Annotated in this window: 19 protein-coding genes; 3 read left to right on the plus strand and 16 right to left on the minus strand. The window is 38.9% G+C overall.

Annotated features, from left to right (window positions below; genetic code table 11):
* Positions 1–25: 25 nt before the first annotated feature.
* A complete protein-coding gene (locus tag B3P17_RS11665) occupies positions 26–2,062 on the minus strand; it encodes a protein-disulfide reductase DsbD family protein (protein WP_252638226.1) in 2,037 nt (678 codons plus the stop codon).
* Between the two features lie 152 nt (positions 2,063–2,214).
* Positions 2,215–3,861, minus strand: a complete 1,647-nt coding sequence (locus B3P17_RS11670; protein WP_291105573.1) for a phosphoethanolamine transferase — start codon at positions 3,859–3,861, stop codon at positions 2,215–2,217.
* A 147-nt stretch (positions 3,862–4,008) separates the two neighbouring features.
* Here B3P17_RS11670 and B3P17_RS11675 point away from each other — a divergent pair, with 147 nt between their 5' ends.
* On the plus strand, positions 4,009–5,202 hold the full coding sequence (locus B3P17_RS11675; RefSeq protein ID WP_252638224.1) for an outer membrane beta-barrel protein: 1,194 nt from the start codon (positions 4,009–4,011) through the stop codon (positions 5,200–5,202).
* A 48-nt stretch (positions 5,203–5,250) separates the two neighbouring features.
* Here B3P17_RS11675 and trpA read toward each other — a convergent pair whose 3' ends face one another.
* From trpA to trpB, 10 genes are all read right to left on the minus strand, one after another.
* Positions 5,251–6,024 carry a tryptophan synthase subunit alpha gene (gene trpA, locus B3P17_RS11680; RefSeq protein WP_252638223.1) on the minus strand — a complete coding sequence of 258 codons (774 nt, stop codon included), beginning with the start codon at positions 6,022–6,024 and terminating at the stop codon, positions 5,251–5,253.
* On the minus strand, positions 6,017–6,640 hold the full coding sequence (locus B3P17_RS11685) for a phosphoribosylanthranilate isomerase (RefSeq protein ID WP_252638222.1): 624 nt from the start codon (positions 6,638–6,640) through the stop codon (positions 6,017–6,019). The genes trpA and B3P17_RS11685 overlap by 8 nt, the downstream gene beginning before the upstream one ends.
* On the minus strand, positions 6,637–7,419 hold the full coding sequence (gene trpC / locus B3P17_RS11690; protein WP_252638221.1) for an indole-3-glycerol phosphate synthase TrpC: 783 nt from the start codon (positions 7,417–7,419) through the stop codon (positions 6,637–6,639). Before trpC ends, B3P17_RS11685 begins: the two co-directional genes overlap by 4 nt.
* 14 nt (positions 7,420–7,433) lie before the next feature.
* Entirely contained in the window at positions 7,434–8,612 is a 1,179-nt protein-coding gene (locus B3P17_RS11695; RefSeq protein ID WP_252638220.1) for an MFS transporter, read from the minus strand.
* Positions 8,612–9,184 (minus strand): NAD(P)H-dependent oxidoreductase, encoded by a 573-nt coding sequence (locus tag B3P17_RS11700; protein WP_252638219.1) that lies wholly within the window; start codon positions 9,182–9,184, stop codon positions 8,612–8,614. The genes B3P17_RS11695 and B3P17_RS11700 overlap by 1 nt, the downstream gene beginning before the upstream one ends.
* 20 nt (positions 9,185–9,204) lie before the next feature.
* A complete protein-coding gene (gene trpD, locus B3P17_RS11705) occupies positions 9,205–10,203 on the minus strand; it encodes an anthranilate phosphoribosyltransferase (protein WP_252638218.1) in 999 nt (332 codons plus the stop codon).
* 71 nt (positions 10,204–10,274) lie between these two features.
* A complete protein-coding gene (locus tag B3P17_RS11710) occupies positions 10,275–11,639 on the minus strand; it encodes a TrpB-like pyridoxal phosphate-dependent enzyme (protein WP_291105602.1) in 1,365 nt (454 codons plus the stop codon).
* A gap of 11 nt (positions 11,640–11,650) precedes the next feature.
* Entirely contained in the window at positions 11,651–12,217 is a 567-nt protein-coding gene (locus tag B3P17_RS11715) for an anthranilate synthase component II (protein WP_252638217.1), read from the minus strand.
* 14 nt (positions 12,218–12,231) lie between these two features.
* Positions 12,232–13,638, minus strand: coding sequence for an anthranilate synthase component I family protein (locus tag B3P17_RS11720; protein ID WP_252638216.1), 1,407 nt, complete (start codon positions 13,636–13,638; stop codon positions 12,232–12,234).
* 34 nt (positions 13,639–13,672) lie between these two features.
* Positions 13,673–14,857, minus strand: a complete 1,185-nt coding sequence (gene trpB / locus B3P17_RS11725; RefSeq protein ID WP_252638214.1) for a tryptophan synthase subunit beta — start codon at positions 14,855–14,857, stop codon at positions 13,673–13,675.
* A gap of 362 nt (positions 14,858–15,219) precedes the next feature.
* Here trpB and B3P17_RS11730 point away from each other — a divergent pair, with 362 nt between their 5' ends.
* The gene (locus tag B3P17_RS11730) at positions 15,220–16,224 is read left to right on the plus strand and encodes a metallophosphoesterase family protein (protein WP_252638212.1); all 1,005 of its coding nucleotides are present in this window, start codon (positions 15,220–15,222) and stop codon (positions 16,222–16,224) included.
* Between the two features lie 36 nt (positions 16,225–16,260).
* On the opposite strand, the gene B3P17_RS11735 is transcribed toward B3P17_RS11730, so the two are convergent.
* The 4 genes from B3P17_RS11735 to B3P17_RS11750 all read right to left on the minus strand — a co-directional run bounded on the left by B3P17_RS11735 (position 16,261) and on the right by B3P17_RS11750 (position 18,975).
* A complete protein-coding gene (locus B3P17_RS11735) occupies positions 16,261–16,692 on the minus strand; it encodes an acyl-CoA thioesterase (protein WP_252638210.1) in 432 nt (143 codons plus the stop codon).
* A gap of 5 nt (positions 16,693–16,697) precedes the next feature.
* Complete coding sequence (locus B3P17_RS11740) at positions 16,698–16,991, minus strand: DUF721 domain-containing protein (protein ID WP_006842206.1); 294 nt, start codon at positions 16,989–16,991, stop codon at positions 16,698–16,700.
* The gene (gene recF / locus B3P17_RS11745; protein WP_252638209.1) at positions 16,988–18,097 is read right to left on the minus strand and encodes a DNA replication/repair protein RecF; all 1,110 of its coding nucleotides are present in this window, start codon (positions 18,095–18,097) and stop codon (positions 16,988–16,990) included. The genes B3P17_RS11740 and recF overlap by 4 nt, the downstream gene beginning before the upstream one ends.
* Positions 18,098–18,261: 164 nt before the next feature.
* Positions 18,262–18,975 (minus strand): hypothetical protein, encoded by a 714-nt coding sequence (locus B3P17_RS11750; protein ID WP_291105582.1) that lies wholly within the window; start codon positions 18,973–18,975, stop codon positions 18,262–18,264.
* Between the two features lie 248 nt (positions 18,976–19,223).
* Between B3P17_RS11750 and B3P17_RS11755 the strand changes: the two genes are divergently transcribed.
* Positions 19,224–19,652, plus strand: a complete 429-nt coding sequence (locus B3P17_RS11755) for a hypothetical protein (protein ID WP_252638203.1) — start codon at positions 19,224–19,226, stop codon at positions 19,650–19,652.
* Positions 19,653–19,690: the final 38 nt, after the last annotated feature.

Raw genomic sequence — 19,690 nt, forward strand, 5'->3', positions numbered from 1 at the left:
AAGCAGGCTGCTGCCTGCTTTCATTTTATTTTACTTCTTCTTTTTTCTTTTTGAAATTATCCAATCCTTTTTTCAGGAATTCGATGTATTTATTTACATCTTCATCGTATGCGTATGATGGTCCTATTGGTTTTCCGGCATGGTCTAAAAGAACATAATAAGGCTGAGAGTTTGTCGCAAATTTATGTCGTTGCAGATAACTCCATTTGTCACCAATAGTTCTCAATTTTGTAGTCTTACCGTTTTCCTGAACTTCCATCACTTCACTCAATTTGGTTTTGTCGTCTACCATCAGGGTGATGAGTACATACTCTTCGTCAAGCAATTGTTTTACACGCGGGTCTGTCCAAACAGAAGCCTCCATTTTGCGGCAGTTTACACAGCCATAGCCCGAAAAGTCTATAATAACAGGTTTGTTTTTCTCCTGAGCATATTTCATGCCTGCCTCATAATCTTCAAATTTGGCATGAACAACTCCATTATAAAGGCTAAAGTCCTGAGTATATAATGGTGGTGCAAATGCACTGATTGCTTTAAGAGGAGCACCCCATAACCCTGGAACCATATACACCGCAAAAGCAAATGAAACAATAGCCATAAGTAAGCGTGGAATAGATACATATTTCAGATCACTGTCGTGCGGTAGTTTCAATTTACCTAATAAGTAAACTCCAAGTAGAACGAATATCACAATCCATAATACGAGAAATACTTCACGGTCTAATATACCCCATTTGTATGCAAGGTCGGCTACTGATAAGAATTTCAGTGCCAGCGCCAGTTCTAAGAATCCTAATACAACTTTTACTGAGTTTAACCATCCGCCCGACTTCGGCATACTTTCGAGCCAAGAAGGGAATATTGCAAATAGAGAGAATGGAATCGCCAAAGCTACAGCAAAGCCCAACATCCCGATTGCGGGAGCTATTATGCTACCCGACCCGGCAGCCTGTACCAACAATGTGCCTATGATAGGCCCGGTACAAGAGAATGAAACGAGTGCTAGTGTAAAAGCCATGAAGAAAATACTGATAACACCTGTTGTAGAATCGGCTTTCTGATCCATTTTGTTCGTCCATGAAGACGGTAAAACCATCTCGAATGCACCGAAGAATGATATGGCAAATACAACCAACAAAGCAAAGAATAACAGATTGAATATGGCACTCGTAGCTAAATCATTCAGAGCACTGGCTCCAAATATTCCGGTTATTAATAATCCGAGGGTAACATATATAATGATAATTCCCACTCCGTAGGTAATCGCATCTTTTATTGCTTTTCCTTTGTTTTTCTTATTTCGTTTAAGGAAAAAACTGACGGTCATAGGTAGCATCGGCCATACACAAGGTGTAAGTAGGGCAATAAGCCCACCGCCAAAACCTCCCAAGAAAATCCAAAGGAGAGACATGTCTGAGGTATCACCCGCAGCACCATAAGCTTTCAGTTCGCTTATTACAGGTGTCCAAAGTTCTTCGCTACTTACGTTTGCTGTAGTACTTGATACCGATGAAGATAAGCTGTCGGCTTGAACTTGTTCGGCTGATAATCCTTCAGAGGCACTATCGGATTCGCCTGCTTTAGCTGCAATAACTGTAGCCGGTAAATCTTTTGATTTGAAATCCAGATCAATTTTTATTGGAATACACTGCCCGTCAATCTCGCTACATACCTGTCCACGAAAATCACCTTCGAGAGCAAAAGCAGCTTTGTCGGTTATTTTAAGTTTTTGAACAAAAGTAGCCTGATTCTCATAATAGCCATACTCCATCTGAAATATGTCGTCATATTTTTTCTTCAACTTGGAGTTGACTGCTTGCAGATTACCGATTTTAGTTGCACCCTTCAGCTTATCGATTGATATCGTTGTGGGCATCGGTCCATTTTCGGGAATAGTTATGTCAAAAATATGCCATGTAGGATCTATTCGAAAAGTTGTTGTTAATTCAACTTCTCCGTTTCCTTTATCAACAAGCTTGGTTGTCCACGACGCAGGTTGTTGCGCATAAAGCGATACTGACAGAACGATTGATAGGAAAAATAAAAATGATATTTTTTTCATAGAAAGTATCTATACGAATTATTTTAAAATAAGAAGTCCAAAGTTAGTAAAAAGACTCTATATAGATAGATAGCCCAATTGCTTTTATGATTAATTTACTTATTTATATTTATAGATATTTACTTATCGTAATAGTCTTTATTTTTTATTAATTAATACTTAAACTTGATATATTCGGGTTCTTCTTTTATTTCTGAATATGGAGAATAGCTTTGGTCGCTATGGCGCACATAGCGTCCGTCCTCAATAGATTTGTCTACGTACTTCTGTGGTATAATATATCCCATCATCTCAGCCAGTACATATATTGTGCTCGAATTGTTGATCAGCTTGGTTACAGGATCAATGTATTTATCCATTACGGAATTAATCCTACTTTCGTTCTTCTGTATGGTTATAAGTGGAATATCATATTGGGCAATACCATTTTTCCAAGGGCCGTGTCCTTTACCTAGTATCTCTCCATGATCCGAAAAGTGGAAAAAGACAGCCGTGGAGTCTTGTTGCATCACCTTGTATATTTCACGCATTACCCTGTCGGTATGATGTATAGAACGGTCGTAGTCTGTTTGCAGGGATGAACCCGAGCTTGGTATTGCTTCGGCATCTATATTATCATACCTATCCGAATAGTTATTATGGCTTCCTACCAGATGTATAATAAAGAACTGTTTTTTACCGGGTTTATGCTCTTCTTTTAGTATCGGGATAAGATCGAAATCGTCATTAGCTAGATACCCTCCTTTAGTAAATACCGCTTTGTTTGTTCCGGCAGCTAAATAACCTAAATAAGAATCTTGAATCCCCGACGCTCCTTGATTAGACAACCAATAAGTTTCATATCCCGCATCATTTGCTAGGTTTATAAGTGTTTTCTCTTGATAAAACGGGGTCATATCTGTTGGCGATGCAAAAGACAAGGCTATTCGTAAAGCATTTCGTGTAAAAGCTGCTGCCGCAATACCATCATAGTAATTTATAGAGGAGGGTGTAGTCTGTGCCAAGCTATCCAAAAACGGAGTTGTTTTTATCGGATAACCGTACAGAGAAAGATGTTTGCGATAGGCACTCTCTCCGATAACAATATATATTTTTTCGGGTTTTTGTACTGTATCGCTGAGTAGTAATCCTTCGGGAAGCTTTTTACTACTCTGATCAGAGAACTTTCGTAGTTGCGCCATCTCTTCTTGGTAAGCTATAATTGTTGCTATATTGCCATAGAGAATCGGTGCATACATATTTGCTTTATCTTGCCCTACCCGAATAGGGAATTCTGTAAACAGGTCTTCTTGATATTCGTAAGCGATGCGTTTATAGCAGACAAATGGTAGAAATAAAAAGATATAAATCAATAATCCGATTAAAGACCATTTTATAGAGAGCCTAGCTTCCTTAAGTTCTTTTTCGGATAACCACAGAAGAAGAGTTGTCGTAGTTAATGCTATCAGACCACCGATCACTACTCCACCTTTCAGCATACTCGCAGCTTCTGTCGTATGCGTTTCGAATATCGAAGCCATCATATCCAGCGAAATATCGCTCCCTAAGACAAATGCGAAATAGGCATTGAACGTAAGTATAAATGCGAGTATAAATGTAATTATAAATGTGTATTTGGTCTTGGCTAATATATTTAGGACGAATAGGAATGAAGCTGCATGTATGGCCATCGGAACACTGGGCGCTAAATCGATAGGCAGAAAGGCTATCAGACCAATATATATTAGAGCCAGTATAGTAAATTTATATCTGTATATAAGTTTTCCTATCCACTTTGTATATTCTTTAATCTTAGTCATTAACGGGGTAAAAAGTCGTGCTTAAGTTGATGAGCAAAGATATTATTTTTTGCTATGAAATTTATATTAAAAGATGTTCTTTTTTATTTAATTTTTTAATACATTCGCTTCCTATTTTAACATTTTACACTATGAAAAACTGAATTTATGAAAAAGAAATTATTTTTATGCCCATTTATTTCTTTAGTATTGTTAGCCTCTCTTAATGCCCAAAATAATTATAAAAAAGGCTATGTTATAACCAATGATAACGATACAATATCTGGCTTGATCGATTTTAGGACGGATGCCATAAATGCAACACGATGTACATTCAAATCTGAGCAGGCTGAAAAAACATATTATCCTGGTGATATTGCTGGTTATAGATTCTCAGATGAAGGAAAATATTATGTAACACGTGACGTGACAATAGATAGTATTCCCCAGAAATTCTTTCTAGAATATCTTGTAGAAGGTGTGATGAACCTTTATTACTATGATACGACTGCTAAAAAATACTTTTTCTTCGAGAAAGATGGTAAGATGATAGAAATCTCGAAAGTGCCAGATGTTGAAAGGGATCGACGTATTATTCTGGATAATAAATATAAGAATTTTATTAGCTATTATTTTAATGATTATCCATCTATTGTGAATAATTTGAATAAGATGGATTTTAGTCAAAAGACTTTTATTGAAATAGCAAAAACATATCATGATAAAGTATGTACTACGGGAGAAGAATGCGTTATCTTTGAAAATAAGCATCCGGATGAAAATTCTATCAAAACGGCATTCTCTGTTTATGCAGGAGTACAGCTACAAACTTATTCTTTGAATAGTTATTCGGGATATAGCTACTCTACCCTTAACAGAATGCAACCTGTTATAGGAGGAAAGATGAAATTGTTTAATCCTCGCTGGTCTAGATCATTTGCCTTGCAATTGGATATGTCTTTTTCGCGTTTTTCTTTTTCTCAAGCTCTTCCATATTTTCTTGATGGAGAATCAGAATTCAAATTGAAAGCTATAATTATTACAGGAAAGTTAGGTGCAGAGTACAAATTTTCATTAAACAAAATACAGCCAATGATAGGTGCCGGAATAGCTTATACAAACTTGCTGGGGGACGACAGTAAATTTATGGTTAGCGAATGGTCTGATAATTGGCAAAAATACGAACTTCGAAGCCCATTTGTAGGTTGTTATCTTAATATAGGAGCATCTTATATGCTGAAAAACAAACATTCTGTCTTTGTTCAGGCTTCAATGGAACGATATCTGAAAGAAGATACATCAAAAGAAAACTATAATGATCGATTCAAATCCTATAACATAGTTTTAGGATATACCTTCTAATGGGATAATACGAAATAAAAAATCCTTTACTTNNAAGTAAAGGATTTTTTATTTGTTCAACGCTTCTTTTAGAGCTTTTACTGCCTCTTTTATATTGGCACTTTCTTTTAGTAATGTGATAAATTTACTTCCGATAATTGCTCCACTAGCATTCCCTTGTGCTGCTTCTAACGTAGCTTTGTTAGATATACCGAATCCAATCAAACGGGGATTGCGAAGATTCATTTCGTTTATTTTTCGGAAATAAGCTTGCTTTTTATCATCAAAATTACTCTGTGCACCAGTAGTAGACGCAGACGAAACCATGTAGATAAAGCCATCGGTATGTTCATCTATCAGGCGAATACGCTCATCTGATGTTTCAGGGGTGATGAGCATAACTATTTTTATATCGTATCTGTCTGCTATTGGTTTATATTGAGATATATAGTCATTGAATGGCAGATCGGGAATGATAGCTCCGTCTATACCTGTTTCTTTGCATTGTTTGCAAAAGTTCTCAAAACCATATTGCATAATCGGATTGAGATAACCCATCAGGATGAGAGGTATCGTTACCTCGCTACGGATGTCTTTCATTTGTTCGAACAAGACCTTTAATGTCATGCCATTGCGAAGAGCAATTGTTCCACTTTCCTGAATAGTCGGGCCATCAGCCATCGGGTCTGAAAATGGAATGCCTATTTCTATCAGGTCCATACCGTTTGATTCTAATTCGCGAATAACATTGCAGGTATCATCTAATTGCGGAAACCCTGCAGTAAAATAGATGGATAATATATTCTTTTGTTTCTTTTCAAACAGTTGCTTTATTCTATTCATTTCTCAGTTGTTTTATAAATTGATCAAGTAGTTGTATGTCTTTTAACCCCGGTTCTATTTCAAATTTGCTATTAAGGTCTACTCCATATAGCCGAGGGTGCTTTATTGCTTTCATTTGCTGAATGTCTTCAGCTGATATCCCTCCACTAAGGAAAAATGGAGTATCTCCATTATAAGTATCTAGTATTGCCCAATCGAATTTTTTCCCTGAACCGCCATATTGTGGGGTTTTGGTATCGAATAAGAAATATCCCCGAAGCCCCTCGTATGCTTTAGTCTGTTCAAAGTCATAAGACTCGGAAATACAGAAAGCTTTAATTATAGGCATAAACTTGTTTAACTCGCTACAAAAGTTTGGAGATTCGTTTCCGTGCAATTGGATTAAGTCTAACTTATATTTGTCAATCATTTCAACGATGAAATCTATTCCTGAATTCACAAATACGCCTACTCTTTTGATATTACTAGAGTCTATATTCCCTACGTCTTGCCATAGTTGATAATCGATATAGCGGGGTGATTTCTGATAGAATATCATACCCATATAATCAATAGGTAATTTGTTTAACTCCTGTATATTCTCAGGATATTTCATCCCGCAGACTTTTATCTTCATGCCAATTGGTTTATAAAGTCTTCCAATGCTTTCCCCGGATTACTTGTTTTCATAAAATTTTCTCCCATCAGGAATCCTTTATATCCTGTCTGTTGCAGATCGATGACTGTTTGAGGTTCAGATATACCACTTTCGGATATCTTAATAAAGTCGCTCGGTATCTTATCTGCCAAGTCAAAAGAGATTTGTATATCTGTAACAAAGGTTCCCAGATTGCGGTTGTTGACCCCTACAACGTCTACTTTATCATTGATATGATGAAGTTCCTGCTCATTATGAATTTCCAACAAAACATCAAGGTGTAGTTCCTTTGCTTTCTGTGCCAGTTGTTTCGTTTCATCTATCGTCAGAGCTGAGGCAATCAGTAATATGGCACTGGCTCCCGATATTTTAGCCTGATACAATTGGTATTCATCCACTACGAAATCTTTACGTAATAATGGCGTTTTTGTAAGACTTCCGGCTAATTCTAGATCAGCTAATTCCCCTCCAAAGAAATCCATGTCGGTAAGTACAGATATTGCACTAGCACCGTTTTGGGAGTATAGAGGAATTACATCTTCTATTTTTGCATCTTTAAAAATCCAGTTACGAGAAGGTGAACGACGCTTAAATTCCGCAATAATTCCTGTTCTTGAATTCTTGATAGCTTCTTTAAAAGAGGCAGGAGTAGTGATTGTCGATAATCTTTTTTCTAACTCGTTGATAGAAGTTTCTTTTTTATTTCTTTCTACTTCCAACCGTTTGTTTGCAATTATCTTATCTAAAATACTAGTCATATCTTATTTCTTTTCTATTGTTTTTCTTTCTTCAGAACGTTAATAACAGAGGCCAATGCTACAATGCAAATGCCAAACATACCTATCAGTGCATAAGAATATCGCAAGTTGGTTGCACTTGCAATATAGCCAATTAGAGGAGGTCCCATCAAAAAGCCGAGGAAACTCACACTGGATACTAATGTCAGTGCTATACTTGTTGATATTTTTGTTTTCTGTCCGGCAATACTATACACTGTGGGCACAATACCCGCCGTACCCAATCCGATAATCATAAAGGCTATGATAGTAGTTATGAAATGCGGAAAAGCTACAGCAGCGAACAGTCCTGTTGCTATAAGGATACCTCCTACTTGAACAACACGTTGCGAGCCCCATTTCTGAGTGGCTTTGTCGATAACAAATCGTCCTGATGCCATGGTTATCATATATGCTGCGAGCCCGATAGGAGCCATATGTGCGGGAGTCCCTACTACATCTATCAGATAAAGCCCGCTCCAGTCGGCCATAGCACCCTCGGCAGCCATACCACAAAATGCAACAATACCCAGTAAGAACAGAAACTTCTCCGGCTTATTCTTTTTCCTAGCTGCAATATCCGACGGGTCTTTTTGCTTTTTAAGATCAGCCTGAAGATAGCGCATATTGAGATAGACAGCTATAAGAACAAGTGTTCCGATGATGCAAAAATGATAGATAGGTTTGAACTTTAGCGATGCCATTAACAGCCCTACGGATGCACCGGCCAATCCTGCCAAGCTCCACCCTCCATGAAAGGAGGCCATGATCGGTTTATTATAAGTAGCTTCAAGCGTTACAGCCTGAGTATTGACTGATATATTGCAGAAATTGCCGCAAAAGCCGAAAAATATAAGACTCATAATCAAGGCATATTCAGAACCAGAAAGCCCTATAAGTAGTAATGCTAAGACATAGCCTGTAAGAGCTAAGGGTAGAATACGTTTACTTCCTACTCTGGATATGAGTAAGCCTGATATAGTCATCCCGCATATTTGTCCGATAGGGATCATTAACAGGATAGTACCCCATGCGGCATCACCCAGTCCCAACGAATTCTTTATGTCGGGAATTCGGCTAGCCCAGCTGGAAAAGCACATACCCGAACAAAAATACAGACAGAAAATAGCTAGTCGTATACGTTCTTTCGATGTTGTATTGGTCGTTATATCCATTATTTACGAGCTAATAGCTCTATTTTGTTTAACCATTTTTCCCGTTGTTCGGGAGTCGATCCTTTTATTGTTGCCAGATAAGTTGTTCTGATATTTTTGATACCGCAAAATGCGCCGATATTTTTTCTTATCATTTTTCCTCCGATATCTTTCACTATCCATTTGTAATAAAAAACAGGAGCATCCATTGTACTGATGATTTCAGATGTTTTTCCCATCAATAGCTTTTTGGGAAACGGAGACTTTTCCTGATATTCAAAAGTGAATCCTGGAAGGAATAACCTTTCTATAAATCCTTTCAATAGAGCAGGAGGGGATGCCCACCATGTAGGGTAAATCCAAACAATATGTTCTGCCCATTGCAACTTGTCCCAAGCTTCCAACAGATCGGGTTCAAGTTCCGTTCTTTTGCGATAGCCATACATCAGTATGGGGTTGAAGGTCATTTCAGCGAGGATGATCTCTTTTACTTCATTTCCTTTTGCCAGAGTACCTTTCTTGTATTGCTGATGCAGCCCAAAGCAAAAGCTTTCTTTGTCGGGATGTCCGTTAATTATTAAAACTTTTTTCATATCAGAGTATCGTTGATATATTAAGTGTTTAACTCCAAGAATCTCAAAAATGTATCTTTTAGCCTTCCGCTTTCTATTGTTTCCCGCGCTTGTGCAATGCTATCTTCAAAAGACATATTCGGATCAATTGTCTGAATTGCTATAGCAGCATTTGCAATCACCGCATTTTTTTGTGCTTTAGTCGCAGTATTGCAGATGATATTATCAAAAATCTTAGCGGCATCTTCCGGCGTTGCGCCACCGTCCAGGTCGGCTTCTTTGCAACGTTCAAAACCAATTAGTTCGGGGCTGTATATTTTTTCTTCAAATTTATTGATTATTTTGAAATCTCCCGTTAATGATATTTCATCATATCCGTCTAAACTATGTACAATCGAATAATCTACATCCGTTTGTTGATACATATAGAAATATAGACGTGCCATTTTCAGATTGAAAACACCTAATACCGTGCGCTTTGGTTTTATTGGGTTAACCACAGGTCCCAGCATATTGAAGAAAGTACGAACACCAAGTGCCTTACGTACGGGGGCAACCACCTTAAGCGCATTGTTGAACAGTGGGGCATGTAAGTAAGCGATATTGGTTTTGTCCAAAGATGCTTCCAGCTTGCTTACATCGGATGTGAATTTCACACCGTGCTGTTCCATTACATTGGATGCTCCACTGACTGAGGTTGCACCGTAATTACCATGTTTGGCAACCTTATATCCTGATGCGGCAACAACGAAGCAAGACAGCGTTGAAATGTTGAATGTATTCTTATTATCTCCGCCTGTACCTACTATGTCGATAGGGTTGTAAGCCGCCAGTGCATCTACATTGGCTCGCAGATCTAAAAGTGCATCTGCAAATCCGAGAAACTCATCAACGCTGATGCTGCGCATAAGAAAGACGCTGATGAATGCTGCAATTTGCGAATCATTATAGTCTCCGGCAGCCATCTTTGTCAATATTTCCTTTGCTTCACATCTGTTGAGATATTGATGCTCAAAGAGTCTGTTTAATATTTGTTTCATGTCTTTAGCTGTTAACTTATAGCTTTTAGCCGTTATTATATTTGCTAACGGCTATCAGCTAAGAGTTTATTTTACGGAACCAGATGTTCTAGTGTATTTGTTGTTTTCGCAATCTCTTCGTCGCCTAGCTCATGGTTCGATAGTTCTCCATCGAAATAACGATCATACGCAGCCATATCGATAAGCCCGTGGCCCGAAAGATTAAATAGAATTGTTTTTTGCCTTCCTTCCTCTTTTGCTTTCAATGCTTCCTGAATAGCTGTGTGTATAGCGTGTGATGATTCAGGAGCCGGAATTATACCTTCCGCTTTAGCAAACAATATAGCCGCTTCGAATGTATCGAGTTGCTTTACATCTACAGCTTCTATATATCCGTCTTTTTTCAACTGTTTGACAATGGTTCCTGCACCATGGTACCGAAGGCCACCCGCATGGATATTTGCCGGCGCAAAATTGTGCCCAAGTGTGTACATCGGTAGTAGTGGTGTATATCCGGCTTCGTCACCAAAGTCATATTCGAATTTACCTCGGGTCAGTTTAGGACATGATGCTGGCTCTGCCGCAATCAGGCGTACTTCTTTTCCTTCGGTCAGTTTATGGCGCAGAAAAGGGAATGTGATACCGGAAAAATTCGATCCGCCGCCAAAACAGCCTATTACTATATCGGGATATTCTCCGGCTATTTCCATTTGTTTTTCCGCCTCCAACCCAATGATCGTTTGATGCAGAGATACATGATTCAGAACACTGCCTAATGTATATCTACAATTCGGTGTGTTTAATGCCAGCTCTATGGCCTCCGAGATAGCTGTGCCGAGGCTTCCCTGATAAGTCGGGTTTTCTGTAATTATTTTACGTCCGGCTTTCGTACTCATACTCGGCGAAGCTATAACTTCGGCTCCATATGCTTGCATAATAGATCGGCGGTAAGGTTTTTGGTGGTAACTGATCTTAACCATATATACAGCCAGATTCAGATCGAAATGACTTGCTGCATACGATAAGGCTGCACCCCATTGTCCGGCTCCGGTTTCGGTTGTGATATTTGTTATCCCCTGCTCTTTACAGTAGTATGCCTGCGCTATTGCCGAGTTTAGTTTGTGAGAACCTACAGGGCTGACACTTTCATTTTTGAAATAAATATGAGCCGGTGTGTCCAACGCTTTTTCGAGACCGTAGGCTCGTACTAGCGGTGTAGGACGGTAATTCTTATATAGTTCCCGTATCGGTTCGGGGATTTCTATCCAACGGTCGGTATCATTTAGTTCCTGTTTAGCTAGCTCTGTGGCAAATATTGGTTCCAGATCACTTACCTCTAATGGCTTTTTTGTTGCCGGATGAAGCGGTGGTAGAGGTTTGTTTTTCATGTCCGCCACAATGTTATACCAGCTTCTAGGAATGTCGTTCTCGCTTAATAAGATTTTCTTTTTCATTATATTAGTATTAATTATTGGTTCAGAAAGTTTTTTACTATTGTTTCTCCGGCAGGAGTTAAAACAGACTCGGGATGGAATTGTACTCCATGCACATCAAACTCCTTATGCTTTAGCGCCATTATCTGTCCGTTATTGTCCGTTGCTGTTATTTCAATACAGTCAGGAAGTCCGTTATTGTCTACTATCCATGAATGATAGCGCCCAACTTCTAATTCGCTCCCTAGCGTATCAAATATATAATCGGGTTGTGTGATGTTAATCCGGGTTGCTACTCCGTGATACACATCTTCTAGGTTTTTCAACTGAGCACCAAAAGCTTCGCCTATTGCCTGATGTCCAAGGCAAACACCTAATATTGGTTTTTTGCCTGCATATTGTTTTATCAGGGGTAATAATAATCCGGCTTCGGAAGGGACACCGGGACCCGGAGAAAGAATAATTTTATCATATTTAGCAACATCTTCAAGTGCTATTTTATCATTCCTGAAAACATCCACATCTGTATAGCCCAGCTCCTTTACCAAATGAACAAGATTGTATGTAAATGAATCGTAGTTGTCGAATATCAGAATTTTCATATCGAAAGTTACTTTTAATTTTTTAATTCTTCGGCAAACCGAATAGCTTTGGCTAAAGCTCCCAGTTTGTTTTTTACCTCCATTACCTCTGTCTCAGGATTTGACTTGGAGACAATTCCTCCTCCCGCCTGATAGTATAGTGTGTTATTACGACTTAAGAATGTACGTATCGTAATAGCCTGATTAAGGTCTCCGTTAAAACCGATATAGCCAATGCAGCCGCCATATACACCACGCATTTGTTTTTCGATATCTCGTATCAGTTGCATCGCGCGCACTTTGGGTGCACCCGAGAGTGTTCCGGCCGGAAATGTATCGGCAAAAACAGATATACTGTTATTGTCTCTATCTACAGTTCCACTGACACGAGAAACGAGGTGAATCACATGCGAATAGAATTGAACATTTTTGTAAAACTCTACTTGCACGTCGTGACAGTTGCGACTGAGATCATTCCTTGCCAAATCGACAAGCATGACATGCTCTGCATTTTCTTTTTCATCATTCAGTAAGTTCTCTGAAAGGATGCGGTCTTTCTCATCGTCTCCGGTGCGGAAATACGTTCCGGCAATGGGGTCTATATAAGCTTTGTCTTTTGTTACCTTGCAATGAGTTTCGGGTGATGAACCGAAAATGCGGTACGAACCAAAGTCGAAATAGAAGAGGTATGGCGAAGGGTTGATAGAGCGTAAAGAACGATATACTTTGAAGTCGTCTCCCGCAAATTTTTGAGTGAAGCAGCGAGAAAGAACAATCTGAAATACATCGCCACGCTTGCAATGTGCGATTCCTTTCTTTATCATTTCCTGATGCTCTTCATCGGTGATCATCGATTGCTCGTCTCCGATCGCTTCGAAATTGTAGGATGGGATATTGTTATTCGTTAGGATAGCTTCAAGTTCAGGTGTCTTTTCTTGGGTGCCTTCCACTATGTTTTCTACGATGGTAAGTTCATTTTTCAGGTGATTAATAACTAATATGAAACGGTACAATATGTAGTAAAATTCAGGTACATCCGCATTTCTTAGTTTTGTATTCACCGGATCAACAGCCTCAAAATAGCGAATGGCATCGTAAGAAGTATATCCAAAGAACCCGTTTATATTTGTCTTGTTTTCTCCTTGTACATCAAATTGCTTGATAAAAGCATTGAACTTATCTGTAAGCTTTTCGTGTCCTAGCAAGGTTTCCTGATGCGTTGTATTGTTCGGATAAGTCGTGGTTATTTCATCATTGTCTACTCTGAATCTAGCAATAGGACTTATTCCTATAAAAGAATAGCTGTTTTCTCCACCGTGATAATCGGAACTTTCCAGTAAGGCAGACTCCGGATACACATCTCTTACTTTTAGATAAATTCCGACAGGAGTCTGTAAATCTGCCAGAAGGTTTTTTGTCTTTACCTGTATATTGTATTTCATACTATTTAGCTGATATTGTTAATCTATTCTCTGTTTAGCGATTGCGATAGTTTATATAGGTTTCCATGTCTTTGTCGCCACGCCCGGATAGGCAAAGCACAACTACATCGTCGGCATTGAATTGCTTTTTGTTCAGAGCACCCAAGGCATGAGCCGATTCTATGGCAGGTATTATTCCTTCCAGTTTGGTGAGTTCAAAAGCAGCATCCATGGCTTCATCGTCTGTCACGGCAAGTACTTCAGAGCGACCGATCTGAGCAAGGTGTGCGTGCATCGGTCCAATCCCCGGATAATCCAGTCCGGCTGATATGGAGTAAGGCTCTTCTATCTGTCCGTCCTCCGATTGCATGAGCAGTGTTTTACAGCCATGTATAATACCTAATCTGCCTAAGTGGATTGTTGCAGCCGATTCACCTGAGTCTATTCCTTTTCCGGCCGCTTCGGCAAGTACGATCTTTGTTTGGGGCTCATCTATAAAGTGATAAATTGTCCCCGCTGCATTGCTTCCTCCCCCTACACAAGCGATCAGATAATCGGGCGTTTCACGACCTTCTTTTTCTAAAAGTTGCTTACGGATCTCTTTGCTTATTACAGATTGCAGACGTGCCACCATATCGGGATAAGGATGAGGCCCTATGGTAGAACCAATCACATAGTAAGTATCGGATGGATGACTGCACCAGTCACGGATAGCTTCATTTGTGGCATCTTTCAATGTCATGTTTCCACTGGTTACAGGAACTACCGTTGCTCCCAACATTTCCATCTTCTGTACATTGAGCTTTTGCCGTGCAACATCTGTTGCTCCCATATATACAATACACTCCATATTCATCAGAGCACATACTGTAGCAGTGGCTACACCATGTTGTCCTGCTCCTGTTTCGGCAAGTATGCGTGTCTTACCCATACGGCGGGCTATAAGGATTTGTCCCAAAGCATTGTTTATCTTGTGCGAACCTGTATGGTTAAGATCTTCACGTTTGAGATATATCTTGCATCCGTATTTTTGGGAAAGCCTATTTGCTAAATAGAGAGGCGATGGGCGTCCTGCATAATCTCTTAACAGGTCGTTATATTCTTTCTGAAAGCTGGGGTCGTTTATGATATCCAGATATGAGTTCTTTAATGTTTCCACATTGTCATATAAAATCTCAGGAATATATGCTCCTCCAAATTCTCCATAAAAGCCATTTGTATCAACTGCGAATTTTTCCATCTTATATAGTGTTTATTTTATTGTCATAAAAAAAGCCTATCGTGAGTTACGATAGGCTTTGTATTTTAAAAATTTTCTATTTGTAAATACACACCGATTTGGCTCACGACTTTTTGAGTTGAGAGTGCCACCACCAATATGTATTTGTTAATAGAAGATTCATTATACTTTCTTTTTGTTCTTGCAAAGATATAAAAAAAAAGAAACGAACAAATGCTTGACATATATTTTTTGATTTGATTAAGAATTGTTTAAATTTTAATCCTCCCTCTGCTTATCACTATGAAAGCCTATATCTTTGTTAAGACAGTATCAACCACCGAATCCTATTCGTACATAATAAATATTTAAACATGAAAAATATGCGTAATTTCATTCTCACTCTCCTTATCTTATTTTCTATCTCAGTGAATGCCCAACACAAGTCGCTAAGCTTTAATAACAATGGAAAATTTAAGATTATCCAGTTTACCGATATCCACTATAAGAAGAATGTTCCCGAATCGGCAGTTGCCTTAAAGCTAATCAGTGAAGTGCTTGATGCCGAAAAGCCGGACTTAGTTGTATTCACAGGTGATGTCATTTATGCGAAGCCGGTAAAAGAAGGACTCGATGATATCTTCAACCTTGTGATAAAAAGGAAGATACCTTGGGCCTATGTATTCGGAAACCATGATGACGAACACGAAACGTCTCGTCAGGAACTCATGGATTTCGTAACCCTCAAACCATACTGTCTTGCTCAGGCAGGAGACAAGTCTCTGAAAGGAGTAGGGAACTATATCCTCGAGGTGAAGGGAGCTTCGGAAGATAAGGTAAAGTCGGTTCTTTACTTTTTCGATTCAGGAGCTTATGCACCTATCAAAGAGGTTGGTCCTTATGACTGGCTTGCATTCAATCAGGTAGAGTGGTATAGAGCTCAAAGTGCTGCATACACCAAACAAAATGCCGGAGTGCCTTACCCTGCTCTTGCCTTTTTCCATATCCCGTTGGTTGAATACTCGATGATGAAAGCTGAGAAATACGACCAGCTGATAGGAAGCCGTGATGAGAAAGAATGCCACGGAAAGATGAACACAGGAATGTTTGCAGCCATGCGCGAAGCCGGAGATGTGATGGGTACTTTTGTAGGGCACGACCACGACAACGATTATATAGGAGAATACTATAACATATATCTCGCTTATGGACGTTATTCGGGAGGCAATACCGAGTACAACAACCTGGGTAAGAACGGATGCCGTGTCATAGAGCTCGAAGAAGGCAAACGAACTTTCTCTACTTATATCCGACTACTGGGTGGTGACAAGTTATACCCTGTAACTTACCCTGATACATTTGCCAAAAAAGCAGAAGTAAAACAATAAAATAAATGTAGAGAGGCTGTCAAAAAAACAGTCTCTTTACAATTCTACTCCTTCATATTTGGAAATCACTGAACGCCATACGTTGGGTATGCGCATCGATGATTGTGTATCTGCATCATAAGTAACGAAAACGGATTCGCAACGGCATTTTACTTCATCGTTTTTCACACTTCGTATTTGCTGAAGAAATACGCCGCTTTTGTCGCCCAGCTTTGTAATCTTGGTATCAACAACAATCTTTTCTTTGTAATAAATCGGGGAAAAGAAATCCACGTCGATATGCGCCAGTACAATCATTCCCTCAATCCAACTGACCGAAGCAGGCTTGATTACTTCAAAATAATTGGTTTTTCCTAAATCAAAAAAACTGAAGTATACATTGTTGTTTATATGTCCTAGTGCGTCTATATCGTTGAACCGGATTTGAACAGGGAGTGTAGCTTTAAATGTTTCTGGTTTTATTTCCATTTGTCTTATCTGAATACTATATCGTTTACAACAGGCATGCCTGCATGTTCATTCAATTTTGCTATTAATTTATCTTTAGCCATCATGAGCTCGGAACGTAATACCGATGAGCTGAGTGATACATATAGCACCCCATTCCGCAGGTAAATATTTGTTGTATAAGATGAAATCATAGACCCCAGAAGCTTCGACCAGCCTGTAACAGCCCTGCTCTCGGCAAACTTTCTTTTGAAGAATTGATTCTCTTCAAAAAACTGTCTGAGTACTTCACCTATACTTTCTGTATTTCGTTTTCTCATAAGGCTTTATTCTTCTTTTGTACGACTTCGCCACCGCTTACTTCGTAGAGGTGATAACTGCTGTTTGTATGTGACAGTATTTCGTCGAGATGTTCACGGTTTGTATCGGTAACGAATATCTGCCCAAAGTCTTTATCCAATACAAGTTTTACTATTTGCTCTACACGTGTCGAATCCAGTTTGTCGAATATATCGTCGAGCAACAGCACAGGTGTTGTTTCGGTTGCCTTGCGTAGAAAATCGAATTGGGCAAGCTTCAACGCAACAACGTATGTCTTGTTCTGACCTTGCGACCCTACTCGTTTTATCGAATAGCCATCCATCTGCATATCCAAGTCATCTTTGTGCACACCGATACTCGTGTATCCTAATATGCGATCTCGCTCCCGCTTTTGTTTCAGCGAACGTGCAAAGTCTGCATCGTCGAAATGCGATTCGTACCGTAGCTCTACTTTCTCATTTGATAAACAGATAAAATCATAGAAACGTTGAAAGATAGGAATGAATTTCTCGATAAAATCTTTACGTTTCGAATAGATAACCTTTCCTTCTTCTACCAGTTGTTCGTCCCAAAGGTCGAACAAAGTTTCGTCGATATACGAATCTGTTTTCAGGAGTGCGTTACGCTGTTGCAATGCTTTATTGTAGCGGATGAGAGAATGCAGATATTCCTTGTCGAACTGCGAAAGGAACATATCCATAAATTTTCTTCGCTCGTCACTTCCTCCATTTATAAGTTCGGTGTCGGAAGGAGAAACCATGATAAGAGGCAGAAAGCCGATATGATCGGATAGGCGTTCATATTCTTTTTTGTTCCGCTTGAATTGTTTCTTCTGTTTCCGTCTGAGGCTGCAAAAGAACTCTTCTTGCTTGTCGTCCAAGATATACCATCCCTGTATAACGGCAAAATCGGCATCGTGCCTTATATTTTGGCTGTCGATGGGGTTGTTGTGGCTTTTGCAGAACGAGAGATAATAGATGGCGTCCAACAGGTTTGTTTTTCCCATACCGTTACTACCCAAGAAGCAATTGATCTTGGGAGACAGATTGAGTTCTGCCTGCTCTATATTTTTATAGTTGAGTATGGATAACCGCTCTAATATCATGCTCTGTAGAATTAATAGAATACAAAAATACGATTTTTTGTGAGGGTTACTAAAGTTTTTAATCCAATAGTTACATCTAAACATCAAAGGTAATAAAACGGCATCAGTGTAACGTGTTTGTTCTTATTTGTTTACTATGAAAAAGGTGACAAAAGTGACACTTTCTAGTCAGGTCGTATTATGTCACCTTCTTTCACTTCGCTCCTTTTCACTTTTCGGTACAAATGGGGTGGAGGGAGGCAGTAATCCCTGATAAAGACATATTCCGATTCTTCTTTCTTTTGGGTTATTGTTTCCGCCTCATCTTCAATCTGTACATCCTGCAAATTATCTGAATCAGAAACCTGTTCGGTTGGTTCAAAAATAAGCTCTCCCTTTTCTATTTTCTTTTCGAACGGTGCATTATTCATCAGTTTCTCTCGCAGCTCATTCAAACTATCCTTCGTTTTAGGGTCTTGTACGATTATCGTTAGGGGTTGACTCTGCTCTTTGTTTTCTTCTTCCTTTGTTTCGTTGTGCGACAATACCAGCCTGATAGCGTGTGTGTCGGGGGCATATTCTTTTTGTCTGACCACACGGGTTTTCAGTACTAGTTTGTCGGGATTCTCTTTGTCAGGTACATAGGTCGTTCGCACCTCTGTGAGGGTGTAGCCTTCGAGCTTTTTCTTTAACGATCGGCGGGCAGTGATTGCCAGCGTCTCATCCCTGCTTTCAATTGCCGCTTCTATTGCTTTTCTAAATTCGGGCTTCTTGTCTCGCCATTCATAGAATGATTTGCGGGTTATTTTCAGGTGTTTGCAAATCTCTGTGATAGAGTATGTGTCTTCTTCTATCAGCGAGACAATCTTTTCTGCCAGTCTTTCTGTATACTTTGCCATATCTGTTATAATAATGTTGTTTATAATAGATAATTATTTAGAAAAGTGATGAATATGAATGAAAGGGCTTATTACGATAAAGAGTTGGAATGCTTCGTTACCTCAGTATGACGAGGGGAATAATGTCGTTGTTCTTTAGGGTAAATTATAGAGGAGATGATATTAATGATAATTATATCATATTTTTATCAAGCTATTATGGCTTTTATTTATATATTGCATTAGTTTCATTTAAAAATACTATTAATATGAAAAATCAAATAATATTAATGATATTTCTGTTTGGCTTTTTTGTTTCCTGCTCTGATGATAATTCGTTAGAGATAAAATCAGATCCTTTTATTCAAGTGAAAGCATTTTACAATATAGGCAATGCCAATGATAAACATCTAGATGTAAATTCGAAAGTTTTTGTATATTATGGAAAGTGTCTATGGGGAATTACTGATTATGAATTGAAAGATGATGGGAGATTTGTTAGCAGAGATGGAACTGATGTAATTAGCCCTGAACAACAAGGTGTAATTAGAGACATCGATGGTGTTAATTTTAAACTTTTATATCTGGACAAGGAAATTACTGTTTTCGTGAAAAGTAGTTATGGCAATATGCTTTCAGGTACATGTTATCCATCGGTTAGCGATTCCGCACAGTTAGTGTGTAATTTTAGTTATTGAATATAAGCTATACTATATCTGTATAGAATCCTTATTTG

It is taken from the genome of Dysgonomonas sp. UBA7630, assembly GCF_002483985.1.
GTDB lineage: Bacteria > Bacteroidota > Bacteroidia > Bacteroidales > Dysgonomonadaceae > Dysgonomonas.